Consider the following 14063-nt stretch of genomic DNA (forward strand, 5'->3'; position numbering starts at 1 on the left):
ATGCTGCTTCTGATTCTCGGCGTCGCGCTCTGGTGGGCGGCGCATCTGTTCAAACGCTTTGCTCCCGACGCGCGGGCCAAGATGGGCGACAAAGGCAAGGGTGCGGTTGCGCTTGCGCTCGTTGCCAGCGTGCTGCTGATGATCTTCGGCTATCGCATGGCCGATGGTGCCTTCTTCTACGGGCGCACCCCAGCCACCGTCGGCATCAACAACCTGCTGATGCTGGCGGCGCTCTACTTCACCTCGCCCGGCCCCAAGAAGGGCGCGCTCTTTTACAAGATGCGCCACCCGATGCTGACCGGCTTCCTGCTCTGGGCCATCGCGCACCTGCTGGTGAACGGCGACGTGCCCTCCTTCGTGCTTTTCGGCGGGCTCGGGATCTGGGCGGTGGTCGAGATGAGCACGATCAACCGCAGCGAGCCGAATTGGACGCCGCCCGCCAAGGGGCCGATCAAGAAAGACCTGATCTTCCTTGCGGCCAGCGTCGTGCTGCTCTTCGTGATCGGCGCGATCCACACCTGGCTCGGCTATCCCACCTTTGGATGACAACTACCGGAACTGACCCCATGAAAATCTACCGACTGCTGACCGAAGACGACACCTCTGCCTTCTGCCACAAGGTCTCCGAGGCCCTGAGCAAGGGCTGGGAGCTTTACGGCAGCCCGACCTATGCCTTCGATGCCGCCAACGGCGTGATGCGCTGCGGGCAGGCCGTGACCAAGGACGTCGACACGCCCTACACCCCGGACATGAAGCTGGGAGCGCAGTGATGGCCAAGACCAACCTCGGTCGTTTCTTCGAGGAGTATCGCATCGGCGAGGTCATAGACCACGCCGTGCCGCGCACCGTGTCGGGCGGGGAAAGGGCGCTTTACCACGCGCTCTACCCGGCCCGGCATGCGCTTTACTCGTCGGATGACTTCGCCCGGAGCGTTGGTCTGCCCGGCGCGCCGCTGGATGATCTGGCGGCGTTCCATCTGGTGTTCGGCAAGACTGTGCCGGATGTCTCGCTGAACGCGGTGGCCAACCTCGGCTATGCCGAGGGGCGCTGGCTGAAGCCGGTTTATCTGGGGGACACGCTGCGCGCCTCCTCCGAAGTGATCGGGCTCAAGCAGAACTCGAATGGCAAGTCCGGCGTCGTCTGGGTCCGCACGCGCGGCACCAACCAGCGCGGCGAGACCGTGCTCGAGTATTGCCGCTGGGTGATGGTGCGAAAGAAAGACCTCGACGCGCCTGCGCCCGAGACGGTGCTGCCCCAGCTGAAAGAGGTTCTGGCGCCCGAGGATCTGGTGATCCCCGAGGGGCTCGACTTCACAAACTATGATTTTACCCTCGCCGGAGAGCCGCACCGCTGGGGCGATTACGCGGTCGGAGAGCAGATCGACCACGTCGACGGGGTGACCATCGAGGAGGCCGAGCACATGCTCGCCACCCGCCTCTGGCAGAACACCGCCAAGGTGCATTTCGACGCCACCCACCGCGAGGACGGCACGCGGCTGATCTATGGCGGGCACGTGATTTCGTTGGCGCGGGCGCTCAGTTTCAACGGTCTGGCGAACGTGCAGATGATCGCCGGGCTCAATGGCGGGGCGCATGCAAACCCTTGTTTCGCCGGGGATACGGTCAAAGTATGGTCCGAGGTTCTGGATCGCGCCGAGACCCCGGCGCCGGGCGTCGGTGCGCTGCGGCTGCGTTTGGTGGCGGCCAAGGGCGGCGCGCCCTTCGCGCTCAAGGGCGAGGACGGAAGATACCTGCCGGAGGTCCTGCTCGACCTCGACTACTGGGCGCTGATCCCGCGCTGATCTGACGCCTCGGCGCGACTGCGCGCGGTGCTTGAGTCGCGGTCCTGCCCTGCAAAAATCCGAGTTAAATACTTGGGAATAGGGCGACTCCGCGGAAGCCTCCGTTAGCGCCAGAAATGTGATCACACTTGAAAAAGCGTGATCACATATTCCGATCATTTTTTGGAATTGGGTGGAAAAAACACACTCCTGCGCCGTGCACCCGCGTGACAGGGCGGGGCAAGAGGCGCTAGAACCCGGCCACAAGGGAACCGAAAAGGACAAGCCATGGCTGAAGAGAACCGGATCCAGCGCCCGCTCTCCCCCTTCATGATCGGGCCGTATTACAGACCGCAGCTCACCTCCATGAGCTCCATCCTCACCCGCATCACCGGCAACGCGATGATCGTCGCGGTCTTCCTCATCGTCTGGTGGCTGCTCGCCCTGGCCGCAGGGCCCGAGGCCTTCGCCACAGCCGAATGGTGGATTACCAGCTGGGTGGGCAACCTCGTGATGTTCCTCTCGCTCTGGGGCATCTGGTACCACTACCTCGCGGGCCTGCGGCACCTCATCTTCGACGCGGGCAAGGGGCTCGACATTCCGACCGCCGAAAAGCTCGGCTGGGTCTGCATCTACGGTTCGGTGGTTCTGACCATCCTGACCGTGATCATCTACTGGATCTGAGGGAGGCGACAGACATGCGTTATCTGACCGACCGCAAGCGCGCCGTTGGCAAGGGCTCGGCCCATTCCGGCGCGGAACACCATTGGCACATGATCGTCAGCGCCGTCGCGCTCGCCTTCTTGGTTCCGACCTTCCTCTTCATCTTCGGCAACGCGCTCGGCTCCGGCTACGAGGCTGCGCTGGCGACCTTCCAGAAGCCCTTCGTGGCGATCCTGACCGGCCTCGTGCTGGTCGTCGGCCTGCAGCACTTCCAGAAAGGGGCCCGCGTCATGCTCGAGGATTACACCTCGGGGACCACGCGCAAGCTGCTGCTCATGCTGGTTGTCGGCCTGTGCTGGTCGCTGACCGCCGCCGGCCTCTTCGCGCTCGCCAAGATTGCCCTCTGAGAGAAAGACTGAAAGATGGCTGCATACGAATACGAGACGCATGATTATGACGTCGTGGTCGTGGGGGCCGGCGGCGCCGGCCTGCGCGCCACCCTCGGCATGGCAGAGCAGGGCCTTCGCACTGCCTGCGTGACCAAGGTCTTCCCGACCCGCTCGCACACCGTCGCGGCGCAGGGCGGCATCGCCGCCTCGCTGGCCAACATGGGCCCCGACAACTGGCAGTGGCACATGTACGACACGGTGAAGGGCTCCGACTGGCTCGGCGACACCGACGCCATGGAATACCTCGCCCGGTCCGCCCCCGCCGCGGTTTACGAGCTCGAGCATTACGGCGTGCCCTTCTCGCGCACCGAGGAAGGCAAGATCTACCAGCGCCCCTTCGGCGGCCACACCACCGAGTTCGGTGAAGGCCCCGCCGTGCAGCGCACCTGCGCCGCGGCCGACCGGACCGGCCACGCCATCCTGCACACGCTCTATGGCCAGTCGCTGAAGAACAACGCCGAGTTCTACATCGAATATTTCGCCATCGACCTGCTGATGGAAGACGGCGTCTGCAAGGGCGTGCTGTGCTGGAAGCTCGACGACGGCACCTTCCACGTCTTCAACGCCAAGATGGTCGTGCTGGCCACCGGCGGTTACGGCCGGGCCTACTTCTCGGCCACCTCGGCGCACACCTGCACCGGTGACGGCGGCGGTATGGTGGCCCGTGCGGGCCTGCCCCTGCAGGACATGGAATTCGTGCAGTTCCACCCGACCGGCATCTACGGCTCGGGCTGCCTGATCACCGAGGGCGCCCGCGGTGAAGGCGGCTACCTGACCAACAAGGACGGCGAGCGGTTCATGGAGCGCTATGCGCCCCAGTACAAGGACCTCGCGCCGCGCGACTACGTCTCGCGCTGCATGACCATGGAAATCCGCGAAGGCCGCGGCGTGGGCGAGCATGGCGACCATATCCACTTGAACCTTGCGCACCTGCCCAAGGAAGCGCTCGCCGAGCGTCTGCCGGGCATCTCGGAAAGCGCCAAGATCTTCGCCGGCGTGGACGTGACGAAAGAGCCGATCCCGGTTCTGCCGACCGTGCACTACAACATGGGCGGCATTCCCACGAACTACTGGGGCGAGGTGCTGAACCCGACCGCCGAGAATCCGAACGCTGTCGTGCCGGGCCTCATGGCCGTGGGCGAGGCGGGCTGCGCCTCGGTGCACGGGGCGAACCGCCTCGGCTCCAACTCGCTGATCGACCTCGTGGTCTTCGGCCGCGCCGCCGCGATCCGCGCCGGCGAAGTGGTGGACCGTTCGGGCGCCGTGCCGACCGCGCCGCAATCGCAGATCGACAAGGCCTTCGACCGGTTCGACGGCGTGCGCAACGCCTCGGGCGCGATCCCGACCGCCGAGCTGCGTCTCGAGATGCAGCGCACCATGCAGGCAGATGCCGCCGTGTTCCGCGCCTCCGAGACGCTGAAGGACGGCAAGGAAAAGATGACCGAGATCGCCGGCAAGATGGGCGACATCAAGGTCACCGACCGCTCGCTGATCTGGAACTCGGACCTGATGGAAAGCCTCGAGCTGACCAACCTCATGCCGAACGCGATCGCGACCATCGTGGGTGCCGAAGCGCGCCACGAGAGCCGCGGCGCCCACGCGCACGAGGACTTTGCCAACCGGGACGACGAGAACTGGCGCGTGCACACCATCAGCCGCGTCGAGGGCAACAAGGTCGAACTCAGCTACCGCCCGGTGGTTGTCGACCCGCTGACCACCGAAGCCGAGGGCGGCATCTCGCTGAAGAAGATCGCGCCGAAGGCACGGACGTTCTGATGCGCGCGGCTCTCGGCCTCGTCCTCGTGCTGGCGGCCTGTTCGCCCCAGACGCAAGACCAGATTGCGCGGCAGGCCGCGAAATCGACGGTCGCCCGCGTCGTGGCGGACAAGTACCCCGGCCTGCCGGTGGAACCGGCGCTGGATTGCGTGATCGACAATGCGTCGTCCACGCAGATCTACGCGCTGGCCGCCGACAGCGTCACCGGGCCGACCGCGAGCACCGTCGAGGTGGTTTCCGACATCGTCTCGAAGCCCGAGACCCTGACCTGCCTGGCAGCCGAGGGGCTGCCGGCCCTCATCCGATAGGAGAGCGACATGGTTCAATTCACACTTCCCAAGAACTCCAAGATCCGCACCGGCAAAACCTGGCCGAAGCCCGAGGGCGCGACCAACGTGCGGGCGTTCAAGATCTACCGCTGGAACCCCGATGACGGTGAGAACCCGCGGGTCGACACGTATTTCCTCGACATGGACAAATGCGGTCCGATGGTCTTGGACGCGCTGATCAAGATCAAGAACGAGATCGATCCGACGCTGACCTTCCGCCGCTCCTGCCGCGAAGGGATCTGCGGCTCTTGCGCGATGAACATCGACGGGATCAACACCCTCGCCTGCATCTACGGCCTCGACGAGGTCAAGGGCGACGTGAAGATCTACCCGCTGCCGCACATGCCGGTGGTCAAGGACCTGATCCCCGATCTGACGCATTTCTATGCCCAGCACGCCTCGATCATGCCCTGGCTGGAAACCAAGACCAACCGTCCCCAGAAGGAGTGGCGGCAGTCCATCGAGGACCGCAAGAAGCTCGACGGTCTTTATGAGTGCGTCATGTGCGCCTCGTGCTCGACCGCCTGCCCGAGCTACTGGTGGAACTCCGACCGCTACCTCGGCCCGGCGGCACTGCTGCACGCCTACCGCTGGATCATCGACAGCCGCGACGAAGCCACCGGCGAGCGCCTCGATCAGCTCGAGGACCCGTTCAAGCTTTATCGCTGCCACACGATCATGAACTGCGCCAAGACCTGCCCGAAGGGTCTGAACCCGGCGAAAGCGATCTCCGAGATCAAGAAGATGATGCTGAACCGGCACGTCTGAGCCAGAGCGCCGCGCAATCCCGAAACGCCGTGCCCGCAGGGCGCGGCGTTTTTTCGTGCCCGGTCTCGCGGTGCACCGTTGCGCTGAGCGCAGAGCGTGGTTGCAGCATCGGCGGGTGTGCCACCCTGCGCGAAGCCCTATCTAGGGAAGCGGACGGGAGGAGATCGAGAGATCAAGGATTGACGCTATGACCAGCACCGCTGCAAAGACCGATACCACCGCCCGTGAAGCCCTCGACGCGCTCGAGCAGGCCTTCGCCTACTACCAGCCCGAGCCCGTGCTCGTGCAGGTCGCGCACAAGGATGTGACCGCCGATCTGGGCACGCTGGACTATTACCGCGCCGCCTGAGGGTGGTTGCCGGCCGCGCCTCGCGTTAGGGTTTTGACCATGCGCCTTGCCTGCCAATCAAGCTCGACTGACCGAGGCCCCCGATGATCTTCGCGGGGGTCTTTGTCGTTGCGGTGATCGTGCTGCTGGTCTTCAACTACCGCCACGGCGACACGCGCAAATGCCGCTGGCGCGAGCGCCGCGGCGCGGGCGAGAGCAGCTGGACCTGCGTGCAGTGCGGCGCCACCACCACGGGGCCGCGCGGCCAGACCCCCGACATTTGCCTGCGCCAGACGAGCTGAGGCCGACGACGGTCGGGGCAGGGGTGCCGGCGCAGGGCGCGAGCGACAGAGCGAGCACTGCCGCCGTCCCCTTTCGGGGCCTCCCCCGTGATATTTGCGCCTAGGAGGTGGGGCAGGCTTGCGCCTCGCGGGGGCGGCGGGTCTTCTGACGGCAAAGAGGAGCCACAGGATGACCAAGACCCCAATCGCACCGCCGAAGGACGCCGAGGCCCGCCGGGCTGTGGCCCCGGTGATCTGCTATCCCACCGAGACACTGCCCGTGCCGGACATGGCGCTCTACCGCGCGGCGCTGGCGCAGGCGGAGCTGGTCGAGACCGTTGTCGCTGCGCCGCGCGAGGCTTGTGCCTTCCGGGTGCCCGCGGGAGGCTTCTTTCGCATCCGCAGCGTCGAGGCGCCGCAGGTGGGCGATCTCAACCTGTGGAATGCCGCGGACCTCTCGGAGCGCTTCTATTCGGGCAAGACGCGCGCGCTGCATGGCACGCATCTGACCACGGGCGCGCGTATGTGGTCGAGCTTTCCCGACCTGAGGCCCATGGCGACCATCGTCGAGGACAGTCTCGGCTGGTATGGCATCGATGAATACGGCGGCTCGGTGCATGACGTGATCGGAACGCGCTGCGATCCGCACACGCATCACCTGCTGAGCGGCGGCGAGCAGTACCACCAATGCTGCCATTCCAACCTGACACGGGCGCTGGCGGGGGCGACGGGGCTCTCGGCCGAGGCGGCGGCGCGCGAGGTGCATGACGTGCTGAACGTCTTCATGTGCACCGGCTTCACCCGCGACACCGGCCAGTACTTTATGAAGGCGAGCCCGGTGCGCCCCGGAGATTTCCTGACGTTTTTCGCCGAGATCGAGCTGTTGGGCGCGCTGAGCGCCTGCCCAGGTGGCGATTGCGCCAGCGAACACAGCTCGGACAGGGCGCGTTGCGCGCCGCTGGAGGTGGACATCCTCAGAGCGCCAGAGGGGGCGCTGGAGGGCTGGCAGCCGCCCGCGCGCAACGGGTACGACCGCAGCCACGGCATGTGACCAGGCCCTCGGGGAAAGCTGGCAGGTAAGGCTGGGAAGGATCAGCCGGGCGGGCGCTCTGTCCCGCCCGCACCTCAGGCGAAGGCTGCCTCGAGCGCGATCTCGACCATCTCGGCGAAGGAGCTTTGGCGCTCTTCCGCCGGCAGGGCCTCATGGGTGAGGAGATGGTCCGAAACGGTGAGCACGGCAAGCGCGCGCACGCCGTGGCGCGCCGCGAGATTGTAAAGCTCGGCCGCTTCCATCTCGACGCCGAGGATCCCGTGCCGAGTCATGATCTCGGTCAGATCGGGGCGTTCGTCGTAGAACACGTCGGCGGAGTAGATCCCGCCCACATGGGTTTTCGCTCCGATGCGCGCTGCGGCCTCGGCGGCGGCGCGCAGCAGGCCGTAATCGGCGCAGGGTGCGAAGTTCACCTCGCGGAAGATGCCGCGCGACGGGGTAGACAGGCTGCTGGCCGTCATCGCAAGGATGACGTCCCGCACCGAGACACTCTGCTGCATCGCGCCGCAGGAACCGATCCGGATCAGGGTCTTCGCCCCGTAGTCCCGGATCAGTTCGTTGGCGTAGATCGACAGGCTCGGCATGCCCATGCCGGAGCCATGGACGGAGACCCGGTTTCCTTTCCAGAACCCGGTGAAACCGTACATGCCGCGCACCTGGTTGACGCAGTCCGCGTTTTCCAGAAACGTTTCAGCCACCCATTTCGCGCGCAGTGGATCGCCGGGCATCAGAACCGTTTCGGCGATATCGCCGGGCTTTGCTCCGATATGGATGGTCATCAGAGCGCGAGATCTTCGAGCGATTTGCCCTCGTCAAGCGCTTCGATCACCCAGTTCGGTTTGCGACCACGACCGGTCCAGGTCTGCGCCGGATCGGACGGGTTTGCGTATTTAGGGGCGCCTTTGGAGCCCTTGGTGCCGCCAGCGGCAATGATTTCGTCCAACGAGTAACCGAATTCCTTGGCGACCTGCTCGGCTGCGCGCTTTGCTTCCGCCTTGCGGCGCGCGTCTATGGTAGCCAGAGCTTTATCCACGTCGGCCTTTAGCTGCTTCAACTCGTCCTTGGACAGGGTATCAAGGTCAATATTCACGATTGTCTCCGTTTTCTGTGCCAATAAAATTGGCTATCCGGAGCTATTCCGCAAGTGCACGCTTTGTGTCAATTCTAGATTTTGTATAAAGAGGCTATTGACCACTCACAATCACCGTGAGCCGCCTGTTCTTTTTGCTCTTCTCCTGCGGGATTTTACGCTATTGCGCGGCGACGCTCTCGGGATCCGCGAGGGTGATGATGTCCTGCATTATCTTGTTCAGCTCAAAGTCCTTGGGCGTGTAAACGCGCGCAACGCCGCAGGCGAGAAGCCTTTTGGCGTCTTCGTCGGGGATGATGCCGCCAACCACCACCGGAATATGCGCAAGCCCTTCAGTGCGCATTTTTTCCAGAATATCGGAAATCAACGGAATGTGACTACCCGAAAGAATGGAAAGCCCTATGACATGCGCGCCGGTGTGGGCTTGCGAAACAATCTGTTCAGGAGTTAACCGAATTCCGTCATAGTCTATCTCCATGCCGCAATCGCGCGCCCGGAAAGCGATCTGCTCGGCGCCGTTCGAATGCCCGTCGAGACCGGGTTTTCCAACGAGAAAGCGCAGGCGGGTGCCCAGTCGGTCGCTGACCGCATCGACTGCGGCACGCAGGTCCTCAAGCCCCTCCGTGCGGTTGGAGACGGCCTTGGCGACGCCGGTCGGGCCGCGATATTCCCCATGTACGGCGCGCATTTCCCCCGCCCATTCGCCGGTTGTGACCCCCGCCTTTGCGCAGGCGATCGAGGCGGGCATGATGTTTTCCCCCGTCGAGGCGGCGCGGCGCAATTCGGCCAGCGCATCGGTCACGGCACCGGCATTGCGGGCGGCACGCCAGTCTCCGAGCCTAGAGATTTGCTCGTGCTCGACCGCGGGGTCCACCACCATGATTCCACCGTCTTCGCCAACCAGCGGGGAAGGTTCGGCATCCGTCCAGCGATTCACGCCCACCACGGTGGTCTCATTGCGCTCGATACGCCCGAGCCGGTCCGCATTGGCGTCGACGAGCCGGGCTTTCATGTAGTCGATGGCGCCGATGGCGCCGCCCATCGAGCCGATATTCGCCAGCTCGGCCCGCGCGCCCTGCTTCAGTTCCTCGACCTTTCGATCCACCGCGGGATTGCCGTCGAAGAGATCGTCGTATTCGAGCAGGTCGGTCTCATAGGCCAGGATCTGCTGCATCCGCATCGACCACTGCTGGTCCCAGGGACGGGGCAGGCCGAGCGCCTCGTTCCAGGCGGGCAATTGCACGGCGCGCGCGCGGGCTTTCTTCGACAGGGTGACGGCCAGCATTTCAATGAGAATGCGGTAGACGTTGTTTTCCGGCTGCTGCTCGGTCAACCCGAGGCTGTTGACCTGCACGCCATAACGGAAACGCCGGTATTTCGGATCGGCGACCCCATAGCGCTCTTGCAGGATTTCGTCCCAGAGATCGACGAAGGCGCGCATCTTGCACATCTCGGTGACAAACCGGATCCCGGCGTTGACGAAAAAGCTGATGCGTCCGCAGAGCGCCGGGAAATCCTCGGCGGCGACCCGCGGTCTCAGCTCGTCCAGCACCGCGCAGGCGGTGGCGAGGGCAAAGGCCAACTCCTGCTCGGGTGTCGCGCCAGCCTCTTGCAGATGATAGGAGCAGACATTCATCGGGTTCCACTTGGGCACATGGTCATAGCAATACTCGGCCACGTCCCCGATCATCTTGAGCGAAGGTTTCGGCGGACAGATATAGGTGCCCCGGCTGAGGTACTCCTTGATCAGGTCGTTCTGCACCGTGCCCTGAAGGTTCGCGATCTCCGCGCCCTGTTCCTCCGCGACGGCGATATAGAGCGACAACAGCCAGGGCGCGGTGGCGTTGATCGTCATCGAGGTGTTCATCTGCTCGAGCGGGATCTGGTCGAACAGTGCGCGCATGTCGCCGAGGTGGCAGACCGGCACGCCAACCTTGCCGACCTCGCCGCGGGCCAGCACGTGATCGCTGTCGTAGCCCGTTTGGGTCGGCAGATCGAAGGCCACCGAAAGCCCGGTCTGCCCCTTGGCGAGATTGGACCGGTAGAGCGCGTTGGAGGCGCTGGCGGTGGAATGTCCGGCATAGGTGCGGATCAGCCAGGGGCGGTCGGGCTGGCGCGGGCTGGTGCTGTCCTTCATATCATCCTCCCTTGAGCTGCTCGAATCTCGCGAGCAATCATCTTGCTGTTTGGAGTGGATATTGGAAATAAAATGTCCAGTCAATTCGCCGCATCGCGGCGGAGAGCCTCAGCTGCGCTGCAGCAGGGGCGGGATCTCGGAAACCCCAGTATACATGCGTTTCGAGCGAATGCAGGCTCACGGCTGCGCATCAACTAAGTTATAAAATTTCTCAAAGATAGCTATCAGAGTTGCAATGTTGCGCGTTGAATTGTATCTCGAAGGGGAGGAGCCCCGCGATTCTGCACTGCGGCGCGGGCGACGCAGGAGTGAGGAAGGAGGCCATGATGGCACTCGACAGCAAGACCGAGATCGCGCCCTACAACGCACCGGTGAAGGACCTCTACGAGATCGGCGAGATGCCGCCCCTCGGCCATGTGCCGAAGCAGATGTACGCCTGGGCGATCCGCCGCGAGCGTCATGGCGAGCCCGACCAGTCCTTCCAGAAGGAGGTGGTCGACACCTGGGAGATCGACAGCTCCGAGGTGCTGGTTCTCGTGATGGCGGCCGGGGTCAACTACAATGGCGTCTGGGCCGGGCTCGGCGTGCCGATCAGCCCCTTCGACGGCCATGGCGCGCCCTATCACATCGCGGGCTCCGACGCCTCGGGCATCGTTTGGAAGGTGGGCGACAAGGTCACCCGCTGGAAGGTCGGCGACGAGGTGGTCATCCACTGCAACCAGGACGACGGCGACGACGAAGAGTGCAACGGCGGCGACCCGATGTTCTCGCCCAGCCAGCGCATCTGGGGCTACGAAACGCCGGACGGCAGCTTCGCCCAGTTCACCCGCGTGCAGGCGCAGCAGCTGATGCCGCGACCCAAGCATCTGACCTGGGAAGAAAGCGCCTGCTACACGCTGACGCTGGCCACCGCCTACCGGATGCTCTTTGGCCACCACCCGCATGAGCTCAAGCCCGGGCAGAACGTGCTGGTCTGGGGCGCCTCGGGCGGGCTCGGCTCCTATGCGATCCAGCTGATCAACACTGCCGGCGCGAACGCCATCGGGGTGATCTCGGACGAGAGCAAACGCGAGTTCGTCATGTCGATGGGTGCCAAGGGGGTCATCAATCGCAACGAGTTCAAGTGCTGGGGCCAGCTGCCCACGGTCAACACGCCCGAGTACAACGACTGGCTCAAGGAGGCGCGCAAGTTCGGCAAGGCGATCTGGGAGATCACGGGCAAAGGCGTGAGCGTCGACATGGTCTTCGAGCACCCGGGCGAGGCGACCTTCCCGGTCTCGGCGCTGGTGTGCAAGAAGGGCGGCATGGTGGTGATCTGCGCCGGCACCTCGGGCTTCAACTGCACTTTTGACGTGCGCTACATGTGGATGCACCAAAAGCGCCTGCAGGGCTCGCATTTCGCCCACCTCAAGCAGGCCTCGGCGGCCAACAAGCTGATGATCGAGCGCCGGCTCGACCCGTGCATGTCCGAGGTCTTCGGCTGGGAAGAGATCCCCGCGGCGCATGTGAAGATGCGGCGAAACGAGCACAAGCCGGGCAACATGGCGGTGCTTGTCCAGGCGCCGCGCACCGGGCTGCGCACCTTCGAAGAGGCGCTTACCGTAATCTGATTGCCGCCGTCTGATCTGGTGCGGGCGTGGCCAAGAGGATGCCTGCTGCGCTGCCGAAGGTCGGCGCGGCGGTCTCGCGGTGGGCGGCTTCTTGAACAGACGAAGCCGGGTCGAAGAGGGGACGGGGCGGGAGGCCCTGTCCCTTTTTTGTGTCAGAACGGCGCGCCACGTCCGCAGGCCCGCGCTGATATGCTACACTGCGCATGTGTCGCGGGACATTTTCCCGACTGCGCCCTCCCTGCACGGCGGGTCACCCCGAGTTTTCCGAGTCAATTTCTTTCTAGGACATTTGAGCCCAACAAATTGAGGAGAACACGCCATGACCCCCTGGGAGCTTCACGGCTACGAGCTGGGAAACTGCAATTGCGCCCCCGGCTGCCCCTGCCAGTTCATGTCCCTGCCCACCTATGGCAACTGCGAGGCGGTAGCGGGGTTCGAATTCCATTCCGGCCATCACGGTGAAACCGATCTTTTGGGCACCCGCGCCGCCATGCTGCTGCATTGGCCGGGTCCGATCCACGAAGGCGGGGGCACCATGCAGGTCGTCATCGATGACGGCGCAAGCCCGGCGCAGCGCAGGGCACTCGAGCGCATCTTCGTTGGCGAGGACACCGAGGACATGGCGACCATGTGGTGGGTGTTTTCCGCGATGTCGCCGAACAAGTTGCAGACGCTTTACAAGCCGATCGCCTTCGAACTCGACATGGAGAGCCGCAGCGCGCAGCTCTCGGTCCCCGGGGTGGTCGACTGTGTCGCCGAGCCGATCACCAACCCGGTCACCGGGGCTGCGCATCGGGCGCGGATCAACCTGCCGCATGGCTTCGAGTATCGCGTCGCCGAAATCGCCCGGGGCACGGCCAGCACCAGCGGCGAGATCCGCCTCGAGAACAACAAGGCCAGCCACGCCCATCTGCTCGAGATCCATCTGTCAGGGCAGGGCGTGCTCGAGGCCGCCTGAGCCGAGTCGCCTCAGATCGGAGATGTCAGGATGCAAGAGAGCCTTGCCGAACGCGCCCTGCGCCGCGACCGGCTGATCGTTGCGGGTCTGCTGGGGCTGCTGTTCCTGCTGGCGGCGCTCTACACGGTCAGCGGCGCCGGCATGGAGATGTCGGCGCCGAAGATGACCGGCATGTCGGGCGAGGCCGGTCCGTCGGGCATGGACATGGACATGGCCGGGGGCTGGTCCTCCGGGCAAGCGCTGCTGGTCTTCCTGATGTGGTGGGTGATGATGATCGCCATGATGCTGCCGAGCGTGGCGCCGGTGGTACTGCTCTACGCCGCGCTCGGGCGGCGCGGGGCGCAGGCCTTGGCGGTGCCGCGCAGCTGCGCGGCGTTCGTCCTAGGCTACCTCGCAGTCTGGGCGCTGTTCAGCGCGCTGGCGACGGCGCTGCAATGGGGGCTCGAGGCGGGCGGGCTGGTCTCGGCCAGCATGATGTCTCTCACCAGCAGCAGGGCCGGGGCGTTGGTGCTGATTGCCGCCGGGGCCTTCCAGTTCACCCCGCTCAAGCAGAGCTGTCTCAGCCAGTGCCGGTCGCCGGCGGAGGTCCTGACCCGCCACCGGCGCTCCGGGATGACGGGGGCCTTCCGCATGGGGGTGGAGCACGGCTGGTACTGCCTCGGCTGCTGCTGGTTCCTTATGGCACTGCTCTTTGTCGGCGGCATCATGAACTTCGCTTGGATCGTCGGCCTCGCGCTCTGGGTCGCGGCCGAGAAATACCTTCCGCACGGGCCACAGATCAGCAAGCTCGCCGGGGCGGCGCTGGTTCTCTGGGGCGCCGCGATCCTGGCCGGAGCGCTGTGA

17 protein-coding genes are annotated in these 14063 nt (G+C 64.8%); 14 read left to right on the forward strand and 3 right to left on the reverse strand.

Going from position 1 to position 14063, the window contains the following annotated elements:
• The 11 genes from G0Q01_RS09970 to G0Q01_RS10015 all read left to right on the forward strand — a co-directional run bounded on the left by G0Q01_RS09970 (nucleotide 1) and on the right by G0Q01_RS10015 (nucleotide 7425).
• Nucleotides 1-546 carry an NnrU family protein gene (locus G0Q01_RS09970; protein ID WP_108966813.1) on the forward strand — a complete coding sequence of 182 codons (546 nt, stop codon included), beginning with the start codon at nucleotides 1-3 and terminating at the stop codon, nucleotides 544-546.
• Between the two features lie 20 nt (nucleotides 547-566).
• A complete protein-coding gene (locus tag G0Q01_RS09975; protein ID WP_108966811.1) occupies nucleotides 567-770 on the forward strand; it encodes a DUF1737 domain-containing protein in 204 nt (67 codons plus the stop codon).
• Nucleotides 770-1801, forward strand: coding sequence for a MaoC family dehydratase (locus tag G0Q01_RS09980; protein ID WP_164191442.1), 1032 nt, complete (start codon nucleotides 770-772; stop codon nucleotides 1799-1801). The genes G0Q01_RS09975 and G0Q01_RS09980 overlap by 1 nt, the downstream gene beginning before the upstream one ends.
• 267 nt (nucleotides 1802-2068) lie before the next feature.
• Entirely contained in the window at nucleotides 2069-2464 is a 396-nt protein-coding gene (gene sdhC, locus G0Q01_RS09985; RefSeq protein ID WP_108966807.1) for a succinate dehydrogenase, cytochrome b556 subunit, read from the forward strand.
• Nucleotides 2465-2478: 14 nt separating this feature from the next.
• A complete protein-coding gene (gene sdhD / locus G0Q01_RS09990) occupies nucleotides 2479-2850 on the forward strand; it encodes a succinate dehydrogenase, hydrophobic membrane anchor protein (protein WP_108966805.1) in 372 nt (123 codons plus the stop codon).
• A gap of 15 nt (nucleotides 2851-2865) precedes the next feature.
• A complete protein-coding gene (sdhA, locus tag G0Q01_RS09995) occupies nucleotides 2866-4668 on the forward strand; it encodes a succinate dehydrogenase flavoprotein subunit (RefSeq protein ID WP_164191445.1) in 1803 nt (600 codons plus the stop codon).
• Nucleotides 4668-4976 (forward strand): hypothetical protein, encoded by a 309-nt coding sequence (locus G0Q01_RS10000; RefSeq protein ID WP_108966800.1) that lies wholly within the window; start codon nucleotides 4668-4670, stop codon nucleotides 4974-4976. Before sdhA ends, G0Q01_RS10000 begins: the two co-directional genes overlap by 1 nt.
• 9 nt (nucleotides 4977-4985) lie before the next feature.
• Nucleotides 4986-5765: a succinate dehydrogenase iron-sulfur subunit gene (locus G0Q01_RS10005; protein ID WP_108966798.1), complete on the forward strand. Its 780-nt coding sequence runs from the start codon at nucleotides 4986-4988 to the stop codon at nucleotides 5763-5765.
• A 187-nt stretch (nucleotides 5766-5952) separates the two neighbouring features.
• On the forward strand, nucleotides 5953-6114 hold the full coding sequence (locus G0Q01_RS26580) for a hypothetical protein (protein WP_193989033.1): 162 nt from the start codon (nucleotides 5953-5955) through the stop codon (nucleotides 6112-6114).
• 83 nt (nucleotides 6115-6197) lie between these two features.
• Entirely contained in the window at nucleotides 6198-6395 is a 198-nt protein-coding gene (locus G0Q01_RS10010; protein ID WP_164191449.1) for a hypothetical protein, read from the forward strand.
• A 169-nt stretch (nucleotides 6396-6564) separates the two neighbouring features.
• Nucleotides 6565-7425 (forward strand): DUF1989 domain-containing protein, encoded by an 861-nt coding sequence (locus tag G0Q01_RS10015; RefSeq protein WP_164191452.1) that lies wholly within the window; start codon nucleotides 6565-6567, stop codon nucleotides 7423-7425.
• Nucleotides 7426-7499: 74 nt separating this feature from the next.
• On the opposite strand, the gene deoD is transcribed toward G0Q01_RS10015, so the two are convergent.
• From deoD to G0Q01_RS10030, 3 genes are all read right to left on the reverse strand, one after another.
• Nucleotides 7500-8204, reverse strand: coding sequence for a purine-nucleoside phosphorylase (gene deoD / locus G0Q01_RS10020; RefSeq protein WP_164191456.1), 705 nt, complete (start codon nucleotides 8202-8204; stop codon nucleotides 7500-7502).
• Complete coding sequence (locus G0Q01_RS10025) at nucleotides 8204-8515, reverse strand: H-NS family nucleoid-associated regulatory protein (protein WP_095883690.1); 312 nt, start codon at nucleotides 8513-8515, stop codon at nucleotides 8204-8206. The genes deoD and G0Q01_RS10025 overlap by 1 nt, the downstream gene beginning before the upstream one ends.
• A 160-nt stretch (nucleotides 8516-8675) precedes the next feature.
• Complete coding sequence (locus G0Q01_RS10030; protein WP_164191459.1) at nucleotides 8676-10652, reverse strand: protein meaA; 1977 nt, start codon at nucleotides 10650-10652, stop codon at nucleotides 8676-8678.
• A gap of 326 nt (nucleotides 10653-10978) precedes the next feature.
• Between G0Q01_RS10030 and ccrA the strand changes: the two genes are divergently transcribed.
• The 3 genes from ccrA to G0Q01_RS10045 all read left to right on the forward strand — a co-directional run bounded on the left by ccrA (nucleotide 10979) and on the right by G0Q01_RS10045 (nucleotide 14063).
• Nucleotides 10979-12262, forward strand: coding sequence for a crotonyl-CoA carboxylase/reductase (gene ccrA / locus G0Q01_RS10035; RefSeq protein WP_164191477.1), 1284 nt, complete (start codon nucleotides 10979-10981; stop codon nucleotides 12260-12262).
• Between the two features lie 319 nt (nucleotides 12263-12581).
• Entirely contained in the window at nucleotides 12582-13220 is a 639-nt protein-coding gene (locus G0Q01_RS10040; RefSeq protein WP_164191480.1) for a DUF1326 domain-containing protein, read from the forward strand.
• A gap of 30 nt (nucleotides 13221-13250) precedes the next feature.
• Entirely contained in the window at nucleotides 13251-14063 is an 813-nt protein-coding gene (locus tag G0Q01_RS10045; protein ID WP_164191483.1) for a DUF2182 domain-containing protein, read from the forward strand.

This window comes from Salipiger sp. PrR007 (assembly GCF_010499845.1).
Lineage (GTDB): Bacteria > Pseudomonadota > Alphaproteobacteria > Rhodobacterales > Rhodobacteraceae > Salipiger > Salipiger pacificus_A.